The sequence below is a fragment of the Natronomonas sp. EA1 genome, assembly GCF_051195035.1.
Classification (GTDB): domain Archaea; phylum Halobacteriota; class Halobacteria; order Halobacteriales; family Haloarculaceae; genus JBNTJV01.
In genome coordinates, this window is record NZ_JBNTJV010000010.1 from 1 (window position 1) to 13,487 (window position 13,487).

A 13,487-nucleotide genomic window follows, 5' to 3' on the forward strand; every position below is an offset into this window, starting at 1 on the left:
CACTTCGCCGGGATGCCCTTTGCGTACACGAAAATCGACGGCGTCTACGTCTGGACCCACGGCGGCTATCAGATCGCTCGCGGCCACGACGATTATCCGATCTTCATCCAGGTCGCCGACCAGGATGTTGAACAGTGGACGGCGTTCTTTGATGAGTTCGGGGTTCCGAGCCGGATCGAAGAGCGGCCGGATGCAACCGACTACGACGCGACAGTCTCGTACGTGTTGTTCCCGACGAGTGGGAAGATCACTCGCGAGTGGGTTGACGGCAATCCGGTTATTCCGTTGGATGAGGCAATCGAGCACATGTTGGAGTACCGGGTGAACTACGAGCCGGCGTTGGAGATGATCGCCGATGAGTACGACCGCGATATCGACGCGTCCCACGAGGATCCGCGTCTCAATGCATGAGTCTCGGTGAACGCGAAGACGAATTGCTGGACACTCTGGAGGCCGTCATTGATGCTAACCTGCCGTACGTGCTCGTCGATGGCTGGGCGATCGCGGCGTTCAATCAGCGCTTCACCACGGACGTCGATGTCGTCATTCCGGCACAAGCGGTCGACGACTACACCGATCTTCTCACCGACCGCGGCTACGAGAAAACGGCCGATGTCGAGCGAAACGAGCTCTACGAGGGCCGCACTATCCGGTTTACGAAAGACATCGGGAATCCGGTTCGGTTCGACGCGATGGTCGACGCACTTGGCTGTCGCCAGACGGAAGCTGAATGGTCGTATCGCTATCTGGCCCAGCACTCTGTCACCCAAGAACTGCGAACCGGCCGCCCGGTAACAGCCAGGATTCCGGAACGGGAACTGCTGTTCGCGGTGAAACTTCACAGTGGGCGCAAGGCAGACTCCCGGGATCTGGTGGTGCTGGCTGCTGGCGCGGATTTCGACCGGATCGCGACCCATCTTCATCGCGGGGAGTCTAAGAAGCTCGCTGGTCGCATCGAGACTGTTCTCGACCGACTCACGTCGGAAGATTTTGCGGACGCGTTCAAAGGGGTCTTCGAACAACAAACGGTTCCCGAACAGGATATCGATGCCGTCGTCGAGTTCCTTCGTGACCAGCAGCGCCGAATCGATTCTGAACTATAACATCGACTGTCGGTGGGGTATGTCTTGGGACCGATCGAAACTCGCAGGATCAGACGCCGAACGAATTAACCAACAGAGTGGGCTAGTACCCCAAGGCGTTGGTTAACAGCCGGGGAGGGGGTGTTCAGCCCTCGGCGACCGTCCCGATTATCTCCTGAGCGGTCGAACTGATCCGGCCGAGACGCTCCTGAATGCTCTCCGCATCGTCGTCCTGCCACGCGGCAAGATAGAACGCTGAACCACTCGTATCCAGGTCGAAATACCGGCCGACGATGTACGCAACGGCTTCGGCTTCGACCTCGCGTTTCGCGCGTTCGGGTTCGTCGTCGACATCGAAATGGAGTAGTGCGTGGGCGTACTCGTGAATCAGCGTCACCGCGAGATCGGCCTGATTTGAGCGGGCTTTCGCTTCGACGACGGGTTGGCACTCGTGGAGATTCCGGTGTTTGCAGACGCCTTTCGCGTCGCCATGCTCCCACTCAGCAGCGTCGACGACACGGACGTCTATATCGAGCGTAGCTGCCGCATCAAGGAGCGCCGGCACTAGGTCGTCGGCGTCACCAGTTGCCTCGGTTTCCAACTGGGGGAGCGGTTCGCCCTCGGTTTGAGACACATCGAAGACTGCCGTAGGTTTGAATCCAACCAGTCCTTTCGACCACTCCTCGGGCGATGTCTCGTCGTAGTCACAGTCGCTTTGCTCGTGGTAACTCGGTGAATTCTCGCACTCTGGGCACTGCTTCGTAATAATGGGTGCCCAGATCCAGATCGCCTGTTCGCCCTCTTGGACGTGCCGGTCGAACTCCGACCGCCACGTATTGTAGCCCGCTACGCGGGTTGCCTCGGGACACTGGAGCTTGATCAAGAGGGTGTTGCGATGGGAGTAGTCGTGGAATCGGGACTGGACATCGAGCCACTCCTGGAACTGTTGGCTGGCTTTTGCCTCGTCGACGTCTGCGACGAGCTCGTTGATCCAGTCTTCGATGGTACTGTGCATCTCGTCGTGTCGGGTGTCGGTCTCCTCGAACGAGACCCCCGACTCACTGGCTGTCATCATGGATTGCATCACATCGAGTACGACGACGTCTCCGAGAAGTCAGGACGCGCCGCACCCCTCGGGGGCGCACAATAAACATCGGCGCGACTTTGGAGGGTTAATATCGGGGCTGCTATCGGAGGCTGGGATTAACAACCATTGCGAAACAAGTACAGGGAGGATGGGTCTCGTCGAAACGCTCCGCGGGGTCGTTGGTACTCGCACGTCCATGATATCCACCCTGTATGAGTGCCGACACTGCGGAACGACTCTTTCCGAGGACGCTGAAACGTGTCCGACCTGTGGTGGAGAAGACGTTGCATGCTACCGGTTCTAAGTAACCGTCCTCCTATCTGGACAGGTTGCGGTCAGACTCGTTTCTGTTCGAGATAGTGCCCGGTCAAACACCCCGTAGTGTGAATGGGGCTTGATTATCGAAGCGCTGCCTTCTCGTCAGCGAAGCCGACCGTGACGAGATACTCGAGGAACGAATCGAACTGGTCGACATCGCTCGGCGTGTCCGTCGCGAGGTGTCGAACCCATTCGATCGCCCACTGGAACGCGGGATCGGTTCCGCCTTTGCCATGTATATACCACCAGCGGGCGGCCTTCAGGACGACGAGCGGATTCGTCGGCGGCTGCTCGCTTGCGAGTCCACGAGTGATCGACCGGATTTCCTCGGGTACCTCGGCGGGGTCGACCTCGCCTGATTGGGTGTTCGATACGTCGACTGGAATGTCGTCGATCGAGACGTCGTTCGGACGCTGTTGTTGACTCACGGAAAATCACCTTCTCGGAGGACTTTCTGGATCGAGCCCTCGCCCCCTCCGGGGCGCGAAAAAACACTCGTAGCGTCACGCCGGTGGAATGTACACGCTCTGCTCGCCGGCGATCTCCTCCAGGTTGTTCCGATGGCGATGTGAGAAGTAGCACTCGTAGCTGCAGTAGCCACAGAGCACGCCGGTATCATACTCAGCGATGAAGGGACCGCGCCGAGTCGTCCAGACGTTCGCTTCGCATTCGGTACACGCAGCACTATCGAGATCGGTTGGTGACGGGCCCTCGTACCCGATTTCGAGGATGTCGCTATGTGGCGCTGAGTCGGGCCAGACGCCGTGAGACTGCCAAAAGGCCTTGATGCGGGCGAGACTGTGTCGGACTGTCTTCCGAACTGTGACGTGGGAGGCGTCACGACCGCTATCATCCCACCCGTCAGCCGTCCAGAACTCCCCGAACTGCGCGCCGCGATGCAGCCCGTTCCAGTCAAGGCCGACGATGTCGGCCGGTGGGTCGTCCGTGAGTGTCGGTCGGGTCAGCTGCTGGATAACGTCCCACTGTTTGGGTGGGCTTCCCCCGAGAATGTGCACACGGCGGCCACGCCAGTCGGTCGGCTCGGAGAACTCGTGGGCCAATCGGTCGGCGTACCCCCGCGAGTAGCCGAGCACGAGGTCGTCAGGAATCGCGTCGATCACTCCCCGGCACTTGGGGACGATGACGAGTGCTGCATCGGGGTAACTCGCCTGAATTTCGCGGGCGGCGGCCACGTACTCGTCGACGTCGTCCTCCTCGTATGCATCGCCGATCACGCCGACCTGGGGTTCGTGCTCGAAAAAGCGGGAGACGTATCGATTCAGGTCGGGATTTCGAAAGTCGTTGTCGAGCATCCCGACGGGGAGGGAGAGGTTCTGGTACTGTTCCTCTTGATACCCACAGTCCTCGCGAAAGCCGGGAAGGTAGCCGAGGGTCAACGCGTCAGCGGCATATGGAACTCGATGCAGGAACGCCACGTGGTCTGCTTGTCTGGCGGCAGCGATGTCGCTAGCCGTGCCGGTGTTCGTACTCAGATCGAGGGACATGACTTCATTCGCGAGGCTGTTGCTGGCCGCCCCGCGCCCTTTCAGGGGCCCGAAAAACGGGGACTACACATCGTTAACCAACAACCGGTGAGTCAACTCGCAAATTGTTGGTTAACAAGAGAGCTTACTCCTCGTCTTCACGCAGTTCTTCAGCTTTCCACGTGAGCCGGCGCAGAATCTGCGTCCGATTCTAGTGGGTATTCTCGTAGGCAACACACTCCCGAAGTGTCTCCATATCGGGCATCGTTGCGATACCGGCCTTGATTAGGCGCATGTTCGGTGCTTCCAGTCGTTTCTCTGGTGGAAACTCATCACTCTCTCTGTCGTCAGCTGTCTCCATCTCGAAGAGCCTCCACCCCTTAAGGGCCGACACAAACTACTCTCCGCACGATATCGTTCCCTTCTAATAGAGGTGATACCGATACAACGGATACCGTTATGGTCATCCCCAGCGGGTGTTTATCGACACATATGGAGCGAATGACGATCTCCGTCACCGGGATGTCGTGTAACGGGTGCGAACAGAATGTGGAAACCGCCTTACAGAACCTTGATGGTGTGAGTCGAGTCGATGCTGACCACGAAGCGGATACGGCCGATGTGGTCCTCGTGGATGGAGTCTCCGATGACGATGTGAACGCGGCAATTGAACAGACCGGATACGACGTAGTGGCCTAATCGGCTGCCACTCGACCGTCTCTCATGTCGCCGTCTGTGTGTTCTTCGAGGGCGAACTCGGTGTTGACACCCTCACCGGAGAGGAGTTGACCAGCGAAGCTGTTGGCGAGAACGGCCGAGACGGACAACACCATCGCGAGCATCGCGAACACGGGATGAACAAGCCCCGTGGTCGCGGCGGCGACACCGACCCCGTTGAACGCGAAGGCCGTCGCGAGGTTCTGGCGAGTCTTCCGATAGCTCTCGTTCCCGATCTCGTAGGCGTCCATCACGCCACCAAGCCGGTCGCCCATCAGGACGATATCCGCCGATTCGATGGCGATGTCGGTCCCGGCGCCGATGGCGATCCCGATATCGGCCTGCGTGAGTGCGGGAGCGTCGTTGATGCCGTCGCCGACCATGGCTACGCGGTGGCCCTCGTCCTGCAGGCGATCGATCTCCTCGCGTTTCTCGTCGGGTAAGACGTCTGCCATAACGCGGTCGATGCCGACCTCGTCGGCGACTGCGTTCCCGGTGCGCTCGTTGTCCCCGGTGATCATCACGGGCGTGATGCCGGCGTCGCGAATCCGCCGGATGGTCTCGGCGGCGTCTGCTTTGATTTCGTCGCCGATGCCGATCAGGCCGATCAGGTCACCATCACGGACGACCCCGGAGACGGTGAGGCCGCGGCCCTGGAGTCGCTCGATGTCGTCGCCCTCCTTCGACAGGTCGATCCCCTCGTCGCTAAGCCATCCCGGTTTCCCGACCAGCACGTCGTCGCTGGCCACGGTTGCCCGGACGCCCTTGCCGGTCACGGAGTCGAAATCATCGGGGTCAGCGTACTCGACATCTTGCTCGTCGGCGAACTCGAGGATCGCATCAGCGAGAGGATGCTCGGAGAACGCCTCTGCACTGGCCGCAGTCGTGAGTACATCCACCTCGTCGGCACCGAACGCGACGACCTCACTTACGGTGGGTTCGCCGACGGTGATGGTGCCGGTCTTGTCCAATACGATGTGGTCGACGTCGGGGAAGATCTGGAACGCGTCACCGGAGCGCATCAAGATGCCGCGGTTCGCGGCCTTCCCACCGCCCCGAATCAGGGCCAGCGGCGTGGCCATCCCGAGAGCGCACGGATAGCCGAGGACGAGGACGGCTAGTGCTGCGAACGCCCCGCGCTGGACGTTGGGGTCTGCTCCCCACGCGAGCGGTGCGACCACCCAAAAGAGGAACGAGAGCGCGGCAATCGTCAAGACGCCTGGGACGAAGTACTTGAGGACGCGGTCGGCGAGCTGGATGATGCCGGGCTTCATCGCCCGCGCTTCCTCGATCTCGCGGGCCACCTGATTGAGGAACGCGTCCTCTCCGGTTGCAGTCACCTCGATGAGCAGCGTCCCGGTCTCGTTGACGCTGCCGCCGATCACCTCGTCGCCGGCGGCCTTCTCCTCGGGGATCGACTCGCCTGTCGCGACGGATTCGTCGACCGTGGACTCTCCCTCGACGACAGTCCCATCGACGGGAATGTTCCCGCCGGGTTTGACGCGGACGCGATCACCGACGTCGAGGTCGTCGACGGGGGCCTCCTCGACGATGCCATCATCACCGACGCGGCGTGCCGTATCGGGCTGGAGATCCAGAAGGCTCTGGACGGCCTGTGAGGCCCGCGTGCGGACGATGAGGCTGGTGTACTCCGAGAGGATGTGGTAGGTGGTGATGAACACGGAGACGGCGAAGAAGTGAACGGTCGGGAAGCTCGGGAAGACGAACAGGCCGAGTAACCCGCCGAGGAGCCCGGCGAACGCGCCCGCCTCTAGGAGGACGTGCTGGTTGAAAATACCCCTGCGGAGGCTCTGGAAGGCTTTCTGTTTGATGTAGCGTCCCGGACCGAACATTGTCCCGAGCGCCAGCCCCAGCGTCACCAGATCCATTGCCGGTGACGCCGACTCGAAGCGTCCCATCACGAGGATCATCCATCCCATCAGCGCCGCAACAACGATAGATGCGCCGCCGGCGAGCAGTAGCCGGCGCTTCCCGGTGGCGAGTTCAGCCTGCTGCTGTTCGTATCGCTTTGCCTTGTCCGGGTCGCGGATGGTGTAGCCGAGGTCGCGGAGCGTGTCCTTCACTTCGACCTCGTTCAGGCGGTCGTCGTCGTACTGAACGAGAACCTCCTCATGGGCGAGACTCACGTCGACATCCTCGACGCCGTCGGTCCGGTTGTAGGCCTTCTCGATGCTTTTGGCACAGAACGAGCAGGACATCCCCCCGACGTTGAATTGTTCGTGTGTCGTTCCCATCGTAGATGTCAGTTATCGCGGGATGCGGAAAACCATTACGACAATAGTCATAGCGATATTAAAGTACTGAAACTACTGTCGGGAGAGTGGCGGTACTCTTACTGTCGTCGTCCGCTTACGTCATCACAAGAATGGCGCTCCTCGAATCCGATGTGCCGATCCGCGAAGTCGTGACGACAGACCCGGAGAAAGCGAAGGCGTTGGAGAATGACGTCCGGGCGAAGATCCTCGATATGCTCGCGACCGAGGAAATGACGATCGAGGAGATTTACGACGAACTCCAGCGGCGCGGCGAGGAGAAGGCGGAAACGACGGTGCGCCACCATGTGAACGTCCTGAAGGATGCGGGGATGGTCGAGATCGCTCGTCTCGAAGAGGCCGGTGGGGGGACGCGGAAGTACTACAAGTCGAACACGCGGGTCTTCTCGTACGATCTCCCAGAGGAAGCCAACGAAACCCTCGCAGGGGCGCAGTCCACTGCGTCCGAGGAGCTGACATCCCTCATCGAGACGTTGTACGCGGACCACGGTGCTGAGATTGAGGCGGTCGCACGCGAAATGAAGCCCTGTGAGTACTGCGACACCCAGCACTACGAGGAGTTCATTGTTCGCGAACTCCTGAATCGTGCCCTCATCGAGTTAGGCGAGAGTGGCATGCTTGACGACGTATTCTCACCCGACGACTGACGTTCACTCGATATAGCCGCTCATAGTGGACGTATCCCGACGGAACGCCTGATAGGCCTGATTGAACGAGGCGAGGATTGAACAAGACTGGAACCGTCCCTCGAGTCGGCAAGAGAAAACAGGCAGTTCGAGGATCAGCTCATCGCGTCTTGGAAACGCTCACGGAGCGCATCCTCACGCTCCTCGAACTGGTCGACCTTCTCCTGCAGGTCGTCGCTGACGCGCTCGATGCTCGCGAGGGCCCGCTCGCCGGCGAGCAAGGACTGCGCCCCATCGCCATCCTCGCTGTCCAGCTGTTGCTCGTAGGCCTGTTCGACGCGCTCGATGGTGCCCTCGGGATTGAACAGGATGTCGTTCGCGATGCGGACGTACTGGTCGAGGGACGCACCTTCCTTACCCTGGAAGAAGTGGGTGAGCGCGTACGTTGCGCCGGAGTGCAGCGTCCACATGTCGATCTCGAACGGCGATGCCGCGTTGGCCTCGGCATCCTCAGCAGCACGTTCGGCCAGGTAGTCCGGGAACCCGAGGAGACTGTAGAACTCCGTGACGGTGAACGGAAGATCCGAGAAGTCGATCTCGATGTCCTGGGCGTCGCGGATGAACTCGAAGAGGTCGTCGGCGACGAGTTCGACCTGGGCGAGGATCTCCTCCCACCAGGACCGGAAGTCCCGAACGTCGCCGACGTGCTTGATGACCTCTTTGTCGGTGAGCGAGCGCATAGTATTCGAACAGTAACCGTCCTGAGCGAAGCCCTCGACGTAGACCGCGTGCTCGCCGAAGAAGTCGTAGCCGGAGGTCACACCCATCGTGATCGGATCCGACCGGCCGGGAAGCCGGACTTCGAGGCCGTCGAACATGACGTCCATATGGACCTCGCCACCGCCTCGATATCGTCGAATCTCGCCGAACATCACGTCACCCAGCGGCGTCCCGTCGATGGTTTCCTCGCGAAGGACGTCCTCGAGCGGCCGGTAGACATCGACCGGGTTGATAATCGAATAACTGTCAGTCGGGACATGGAAGAGGGGATCAGAGCCGGCTTCGGTGTCGGCGGCTTGGTCGCGAGCCCGACTCGGCTCGACGAGCGCGTTGAATCGCTCTGTCTCGATCCACTCGTCGGTGTAGGGGTTCTGGTAGGCGACGGTCGTCTCGACAGCCTGCGGAAGGTCGCGAACCGCCTCAGCGAAGGACTCTGGATCGTCGACCGATTTCTTCTGGCGGTACCAGTCGGGTAGTTCTGTGTCAGTTCGTCCGTCGACGCCGGCAAACACGGTGTTGGATGCTGGATCTTTCATGTCAGTCACCTCGAATCGAATTCATCAACCGTGACTGCGCTCTCATCACGCGCCCTGCGCCCCTCTCACGGGCGCATAAACAACGGCATTTAACCAACACGACCGGCAAATCCTCGTCTTCGTTGGTTAATCAGACAGCCGCCGCGTTTTCGTGTTATTCAGTTCCCGGCTGATGGACTTCGGAACTCCCATGGGAATGGGTTGCGAGGCTGGAACCAAGCAACCCGCCCACTCCAACGGTCCGACAAACACATGAGCCACGCTCACGAGCAGGAAGCGGCACGTAGCGAGACAGCTTCCGGCAGGAGTACGCGGAAGCTGGCGCTCGTTGCGATCGTTAACTTCGTCGGATTCGTCGTGGAGTTAGCTGGTGGGCTCCTCTTCGGATCGGTTGCGCTCATCAGTGATGCTCTCCACATGCTGTTCGATATGTTGGCCTACGTGATGGCCTTCAGCGCCGGTTACACGGCTGAGCGATTCGAGAGGGGTGGGACGTGGTCGTACGGACTGCACCGCCTCGAACCCGTCGCGGCCTTTCTCAACGGGATCCTTCTCATTCCGACGGTTGGATACATCGTCTGGGAGTCGTACCAACGGTTTCTTGATCCGGTCAGTATCGATCCGGTCTTGACGATCATCATCGCAACCGGCGGATTGCTAGTCAATCTCGGCTCAGTGTATATTCTACAGGGCGACGAAATGAGCCTCAACGAACGAGGTGCATTCTACCACCTGCTCGGAGACGCTGGTGGGTCGATCGCCGTAATCGTCTCGACGGCTGCCGTCGCAGTGTTTGACCTCCCGGTTGCAGACCCCGTCGCGGCAGTTCTCATCGCGCTGTTGATTCTGTGGTCTGCGGGGACAGTGCTGCGAGAAAGCACGTCCATTCTCCTCCAGCGAAGTCCCATTGACTCGGACGAGCTCAAAACGGAGCTCACTACACTTGACGGTGTGGAGCGGATTGAGGATCTCCACGTCTGGCAGGTCTGTAGCCAGCTGACGGTGGGAACGGTCCGACTCGTCGACGGAGCAACATCGCTGGAGGAACGACGGGAAATCCGGTTGGTAGTTCACGACTACCTGACTGAGCGCGGTATCGACCATGCGACTGTCGAGTGTCTCGACGCCGACGAGACGGATAGTGAACAGACCGATCGAACACCCCATACGCACTGAGGTCTGCCTACAATGACCTCCACACAGATGTTCGAGGTACTGGATGAAACCGAGGACGACCTCGTCGCCATCCGCGTTGGACGTGGGACGCGACAGGGGTACGAGGACCTCTACTCGTTGTTGGTCGAGAAGTCTGAGCAATACGGTACTATCAAAGTCTACGAGGAAGTTCCGAACTGGACGTTCTCGACGTTTCTCTCACATCTCCATGGAATCGTGCCTGATCTCCGATATGGGTCGGACTTCACGATCGCTCGCTACGCTGCAGTCGGGGACACGAGGTGGTCGAAACTTCTCTACGACTGGTGGCGAGCGGTTTGGCCGATCTGGCCGGTCGCTCCGGAGACAATGCAATATTTCGACCTCGAGGAGCGACCCGACGTACTCCAATGGATTCCGCAGAGCGAGGATTGATCGGTGCATCCACCACACCGGCGTCCGTACGGCGTTGGTATACTGGTTGTCGCGGTTTCCTCTCCCAGCGATAGCGGGCCCCGAATCCCCTTAATCCGTGATGATGCCGAATGGTGCACCTGTTTTTCCGATGAACAGCACTGTCGTATTATTCGCTCCGCGCGGTCTCATCCGCGTTCGAGATAGAGCGAGTACAAGACGATCGCTAGGCCAATTGCCACGAGGATGCTATTGATTAGGATCCCCATCTCCAGGGAGACCGAGAGGATTTGATGGGCGATCCCTGCGAGCAGCACGCCGAACGTGATGACACCGAACCCGATGCCGAGAACGCGAAGCGATGGCGTCCCTGTGTTGCGATAGGCTCTGAACGCGATATACGTGATTCCGCTTCCGAGGAGTAGGATCACCGTCTTGACGACGACGATGGCTGTTTCCACCCAGATCATAGTTCATCCCCCATCTTCGACCAGATGTCCGCAAGCCGTTCGTCAGCGTTCCGTGGCGGTCGCTCGACGGTCACCGAGAAGTCGTCGTCCTCGTCCATGGAGATCGTCACGTCGTCGAAGTCGCGTTCGTATTTCGTGGTTCGGCCCCCGCCAGGATTGATCGTGTCCTGTTCGTGGACGAGTGAGGCTTGGCTGAGAAGTTCGAGCTTTCGGTACAACGTCGATTTTGGGATGTTACAGGTATCGATGAGTTCGGTTGCGGTCATGGGTTCAGCTGTTTCACGGAGGATGGCTCGACAGTCGGCGTCGTCCAGCGCATCAAGGACAGCCTGCAGCGACGGCGAGTCCTCAGATGACGCTGAATCACGCACCATTGTCTGAATTTGGCAGGTACTCGGGATATGCTATGCGATTACGATTTCCCAGGCCGGGAGTGGAACCAGCCTGCGAACGCTGGTATCCTCCAGGGATTACGACTCGGAGTCGTCTCCGGGCTGCCGTTTTCCATCGTCAGAAATCTCGTAAAGGCCTCGACCGACCGGATGGATCTGGCCATGCTCCTGGAGTCGGGCACACGTTTGGTCGACCGTGATCGGATGGCGATCTGCAGTGCGGGCGATATCCATGACATGGAGCGGCGACTCCGCGCCGAGTATGGCCAAGACCTCCCGGTCGAGTTCGCGACCAATTTCACTCATCACATCCGTTGCTCGGCCAGCGGTCGCTTCCTTCTCGTGACGCGATTCTGCGTGCTCGGTCATCACGCATAGCCCCCGCTCTCTGCGTAGACCTCCAGCAGTTCCTGGTAGCGATTCCGAATCGTGACCCGGCTTACGTGGGCTGCGTTGCTCACCGTCTCCTGTGTCAGCTGTTCGTTCGTGAGGTGCGTCGCCGCGTAGAGTGCGGCCGCGGCGAGACCGGCAGGACTTTTCCCACTATGTGCGCCCGCTGCCTTTGCCGTGGTGAGGAGATCGCGCGCTTGGCGCACGGCTTCGTCGCTCACATCGAGTGCTGACGCGAACTGAGGGACGTATTCCAGGGGATCCGCTGGTTCGATCTCTAGTCCGAGTTCCCTGGAGACATACCGATAGGCGCGCTGAATCCGGATTTCTGCGACACGACTGACCTCAGCGAATTCAGCCAGCTGTCGGGGCGTCCCGTGTTGTCTGGCTGCGGCGTACAGTGCGGCTGTTGCCATGCCTTCGATGGACCGGCCCGGCAGGAGATCTTCTTCGACTGCCCGTCGATAGATCGCTCCTGCCGTCTCTCGAACTGGGTCCGGGACATCGAGGGCGGATGCCATCCGACTGATTTCGCCGAGTGCCTGTTTGAGATTCCGTTCGTGGGCGTCTTTCGTTCGGAACCGTTCGTCCCATGTGCGAAGCCGCTGGAGGCGAGCTCGCTTCCGGCTGGATACCGATTGGCCGTACGCATCCTTGTCTTGCCAGCTAATCGTCGTACTGAGTCCCTTATCGTGCATGAGCTGGGTGGTCGGTGCCCCGACGCGACTTTTCTCGTCTTTTTCGTCACTGTGGAATGCTCGCCACTCCGGCCCACGGTCGATGGAATCCTCGTCGAGGACCAAGCCGCACTCTTCGCAGGTCGTTTCTCCGTGCTCATCGTCATGCACGATCTGTCCGTCGCACTCCGGACACGATGAGAGCGACTGAGATCCGGTGACCGACTGCCCGTCATCTGTGCGGTCGTCTTCGATATCGAGTTGTGTTTTAGTCATGAATACTGGGATTCTGTACCGACGTTCGCTCACTCTGAATGGGTCTCTCTAGCAATGATGGGGGTCGGCTGTCGAAGAGTATGCGGCGCAATCCCAGACTTTGGGAATCCGCCAATATGATTTACCAGGACCGGATGAAAAATACTGACTCAGAAATGTAGCCGCGTCTCCTCGCAAAGGTTCAGCCAGTGTAGGGTGTGGTGTCGTCACCCAGAGAAGTCGCTGTACGACACCGCTCCCTGATCGACGATTGTCTGGCTCTCGGGGACCTCTCCGTCCGGCGGCATACTCCCTTCAGCTGGGCCGCCGGGTTCACCGACGACGATGCGGCCGATCATGCCGAGACCCTTGTGCGGGGTACAGAAGTAGTCGTACGTCCCTGCGGTCTCGAAGGTATGTTCGAACGTTGCGCCCTGTTCGCTGAGAATCCCACTGTCGAAGGTCTCAGCCCCGTCTGGGATACGTGTAACTGACGCCTGTCCAGTCCCCTTCTTGTACGCCGTCGCAGAGTGGCTTCCGCTGTCGATCTCGAACGTGACCGTCTCGCCGGATTCGACGAGGAGTCCGATCGGATCGAAGTAGTATTCGCTTCCCTCGGTGACCATCAGAACGGTGTTCGTTCCTCCATCCGAGGGGGTATCCGTCTCACCGTTTGCGTCGGGGTTCGAACTACTACAGCCAGCCAGCCCGGTGAGACCGGCGGTTGCAGCGATCCCACCTGCTTTCAGGACCTGTCGACGCTCCATACCTGATTATCGGGACGCCACTGATAGACCACTTGGGCGGATT

The 13,487-nt window shown here is 59.8% G+C and carries 15 protein-coding genes and 2 pseudogenes; 6 read left to right on the forward strand and 11 right to left on the reverse strand.

Annotation, left to right across the window (positions count from 1 at the left end; genetic code table 11):
* Positions 1–411 (forward strand): annotated as a pseudogene (locus tag ACQUQR_RS17655) (helix-turn-helix domain-containing protein); the annotation flags it as partial.
* Positions 408–1,103, forward strand: a complete 696-nt coding sequence (locus tag ACQUQR_RS17660; protein WP_435197693.1) for a hypothetical protein — start codon at positions 408–410, stop codon at positions 1,101–1,103. The pseudogene ACQUQR_RS17655 and the gene ACQUQR_RS17660, both read left to right, overlap by 4 nt.
* A 124-nt stretch (positions 1,104–1,227) precedes the next feature.
* On the opposite strand, the gene ACQUQR_RS17665 is transcribed toward ACQUQR_RS17660, so the two are convergent.
* From ACQUQR_RS17665 to ACQUQR_RS17680, 4 genes and pseudogenes are all read right to left on the reverse strand, one after another.
* Positions 1,228–2,157 carry an ArdC-like ssDNA-binding domain-containing protein gene (locus ACQUQR_RS17665; protein WP_435197694.1) on the reverse strand — a complete coding sequence of 310 codons (930 nt, stop codon included), beginning with the start codon at positions 2,155–2,157 and terminating at the stop codon, positions 1,228–1,230.
* 410 nt (positions 2,158–2,567) lie between these two features.
* Entirely contained in the window at positions 2,568–2,915 is a 348-nt protein-coding gene (locus tag ACQUQR_RS17670; RefSeq protein WP_435066248.1) for a hypothetical protein, read from the reverse strand.
* Between the two features lie 75 nt (positions 2,916–2,990).
* Positions 2,991–3,992 carry a DUF6610 family protein gene (locus ACQUQR_RS17675; protein ID WP_435197695.1) on the reverse strand — a complete coding sequence of 334 codons (1,002 nt, stop codon included), beginning with the start codon at positions 3,990–3,992 and terminating at the stop codon, positions 2,991–2,993.
* Between the two features lie 124 nt (positions 3,993–4,116).
* Positions 4,117–4,332, reverse strand: a pseudogene (locus ACQUQR_RS17680) (hypothetical protein).
* Between the two features lie 131 nt (positions 4,333–4,463).
* Here ACQUQR_RS17680 and ACQUQR_RS17685 point away from each other — a divergent pair.
* Positions 4,464–4,670, forward strand: a complete 207-nt coding sequence (locus tag ACQUQR_RS17685; RefSeq protein WP_435197696.1) for a heavy-metal-associated domain-containing protein — start codon at positions 4,464–4,466, stop codon at positions 4,668–4,670.
* Here the strand turns inward: ACQUQR_RS17685 and ACQUQR_RS17690 are convergent.
* Positions 4,667–6,943, reverse strand: a complete 2,277-nt coding sequence (locus ACQUQR_RS17690; RefSeq protein WP_435197697.1) for a heavy metal translocating P-type ATPase — start codon at positions 6,941–6,943, stop codon at positions 4,667–4,669. The genes ACQUQR_RS17685 and ACQUQR_RS17690 overlap by 4 nt on opposite strands.
* A gap of 131 nt (positions 6,944–7,074) precedes the next feature.
* Here ACQUQR_RS17690 and ACQUQR_RS17695 point away from each other — a divergent pair, with 131 nt between their 5' ends.
* Positions 7,075–7,629 (forward strand): ArsR/SmtB family transcription factor, encoded by a 555-nt coding sequence (locus tag ACQUQR_RS17695; RefSeq protein WP_435066252.1) that lies wholly within the window; start codon positions 7,075–7,077, stop codon positions 7,627–7,629.
* 134 nt (positions 7,630–7,763) lie between these two features.
* Here ACQUQR_RS17695 and ACQUQR_RS17700 read toward each other — a convergent pair whose 3' ends face one another.
* Positions 7,764–8,924 (reverse strand): hypothetical protein, encoded by a 1,161-nt coding sequence (locus ACQUQR_RS17700; protein WP_435197698.1) that lies wholly within the window; start codon positions 8,922–8,924, stop codon positions 7,764–7,766.
* Positions 8,925–9,176: 252 nt separating this feature from the next.
* Here ACQUQR_RS17700 and ACQUQR_RS17705 point away from each other — a divergent pair, with 252 nt between their 5' ends.
* Positions 9,177–10,100: a cation diffusion facilitator family transporter gene (locus tag ACQUQR_RS17705; protein ID WP_435197699.1), complete on the forward strand. Its 924-nt coding sequence runs from the start codon at positions 9,177–9,179 to the stop codon at positions 10,098–10,100.
* Positions 10,101–10,112: 12 nt separating this feature from the next.
* Entirely contained in the window at positions 10,113–10,514 is a 402-nt protein-coding gene (locus ACQUQR_RS17710; protein WP_435197700.1) for an STAS/SEC14 domain-containing protein, read from the forward strand.
* A 167-nt stretch (positions 10,515–10,681) separates the two neighbouring features.
* Here ACQUQR_RS17710 and ACQUQR_RS17715 read toward each other — a convergent pair whose 3' ends face one another.
* The 5 genes from ACQUQR_RS17715 to ACQUQR_RS17735 all read right to left on the reverse strand — a co-directional run bounded on the left by ACQUQR_RS17715 (position 10,682) and on the right by ACQUQR_RS17735 (position 13,444).
* A complete protein-coding gene (locus ACQUQR_RS17715; protein ID WP_435197701.1) occupies positions 10,682–10,963 on the reverse strand; it encodes a DUF7521 family protein in 282 nt (93 codons plus the stop codon).
* The gene (locus ACQUQR_RS17720; RefSeq protein WP_435197702.1) at positions 10,960–11,337 is read right to left on the reverse strand and encodes a helix-turn-helix domain-containing protein; all 378 of its coding nucleotides are present in this window, start codon (positions 11,335–11,337) and stop codon (positions 10,960–10,962) included. Before ACQUQR_RS17720 ends, ACQUQR_RS17715 begins: the two co-directional genes overlap by 4 nt.
* A 96-nt stretch (positions 11,338–11,433) precedes the next feature.
* A complete protein-coding gene (locus ACQUQR_RS17725; protein ID WP_435197703.1) occupies positions 11,434–11,724 on the reverse strand; it encodes a transcriptional regulator in 291 nt (96 codons plus the stop codon).
* A complete protein-coding gene (locus tag ACQUQR_RS17730; protein WP_435197704.1) occupies positions 11,724–12,698 on the reverse strand; it encodes a transcription initiation factor IIB in 975 nt (324 codons plus the stop codon). Before ACQUQR_RS17730 ends, ACQUQR_RS17725 begins: the two co-directional genes overlap by 1 nt.
* A 206-nt stretch (positions 12,699–12,904) precedes the next feature.
* Positions 12,905–13,444, reverse strand: coding sequence for a plastocyanin/azurin family copper-binding protein (locus tag ACQUQR_RS17735; RefSeq protein WP_435197705.1), 540 nt, complete (start codon positions 13,442–13,444; stop codon positions 12,905–12,907).
* Positions 13,445–13,487 lie beyond the last annotated feature (43 nt).

Coding starts and splice junctions, on each gene's coding strand:
- ACQUQR_RS17685 (WP_435197696.1), top strand. CDS start 4,464: ATGGAGCGAATGACGATCTCCGTCACCGGGATGTCGTGTAACGGGTGC.
- ACQUQR_RS17730 (WP_435197704.1), bottom strand. CDS start 12,698: ATGACTAAAACACAACTCGATATCGAAGACGACCGCACAGATGACGGG.
- ACQUQR_RS17665 (WP_435197694.1), bottom strand. CDS start 2,157: ATGATGACAGCCAGTGAGTCGGGGGTCTCGTTCGAGGAGACCGACACC.
- ACQUQR_RS17695 (WP_435066252.1), top strand. CDS start 7,075: ATGGCGCTCCTCGAATCCGATGTGCCGATCCGCGAAGTCGTGACGACA.
- ACQUQR_RS17700 (WP_435197698.1), bottom strand. CDS start 8,924: ATGAAAGATCCAGCATCCAACACCGTGTTTGCCGGCGTCGACGGACGA.
- ACQUQR_RS17690 (WP_435197697.1), bottom strand. CDS start 6,943: ATGGGAACGACACACGAACAATTCAACGTCGGGGGGATGTCCTGCTCG.
- ACQUQR_RS17715 (WP_435197701.1), bottom strand. CDS start 10,963: ATGATCTGGGTGGAAACAGCCATCGTCGTCGTCAAGACGGTGATCCTA.
- ACQUQR_RS17710 (WP_435197700.1), top strand. CDS start 10,113: ATGACCTCCACACAGATGTTCGAGGTACTGGATGAAACCGAGGACGAC.
- ACQUQR_RS17725 (WP_435197703.1), bottom strand. CDS start 11,724: ATGACCGAGCACGCAGAATCGCGTCACGAGAAGGAAGCGACCGCTGGC.
- ACQUQR_RS17660 (WP_435197693.1), top strand. CDS start 408: ATGAGTCTCGGTGAACGCGAAGACGAATTGCTGGACACTCTGGAGGCC.
- ACQUQR_RS17675 (WP_435197695.1), bottom strand. CDS start 3,992: ATGTCCCTCGATCTGAGTACGAACACCGGCACGGCTAGCGACATCGCT.
- ACQUQR_RS17705 (WP_435197699.1), top strand. CDS start 9,177: ATGAGCCACGCTCACGAGCAGGAAGCGGCACGTAGCGAGACAGCTTCC.
- ACQUQR_RS17735 (WP_435197705.1), bottom strand. CDS start 13,444: ATGGAGCGTCGACAGGTCCTGAAAGCAGGTGGGATCGCTGCAACCGCC.
- ACQUQR_RS17720 (WP_435197702.1), bottom strand. CDS start 11,337: ATGGTGCGTGATTCAGCGTCATCTGAGGACTCGCCGTCGCTGCAGGCT.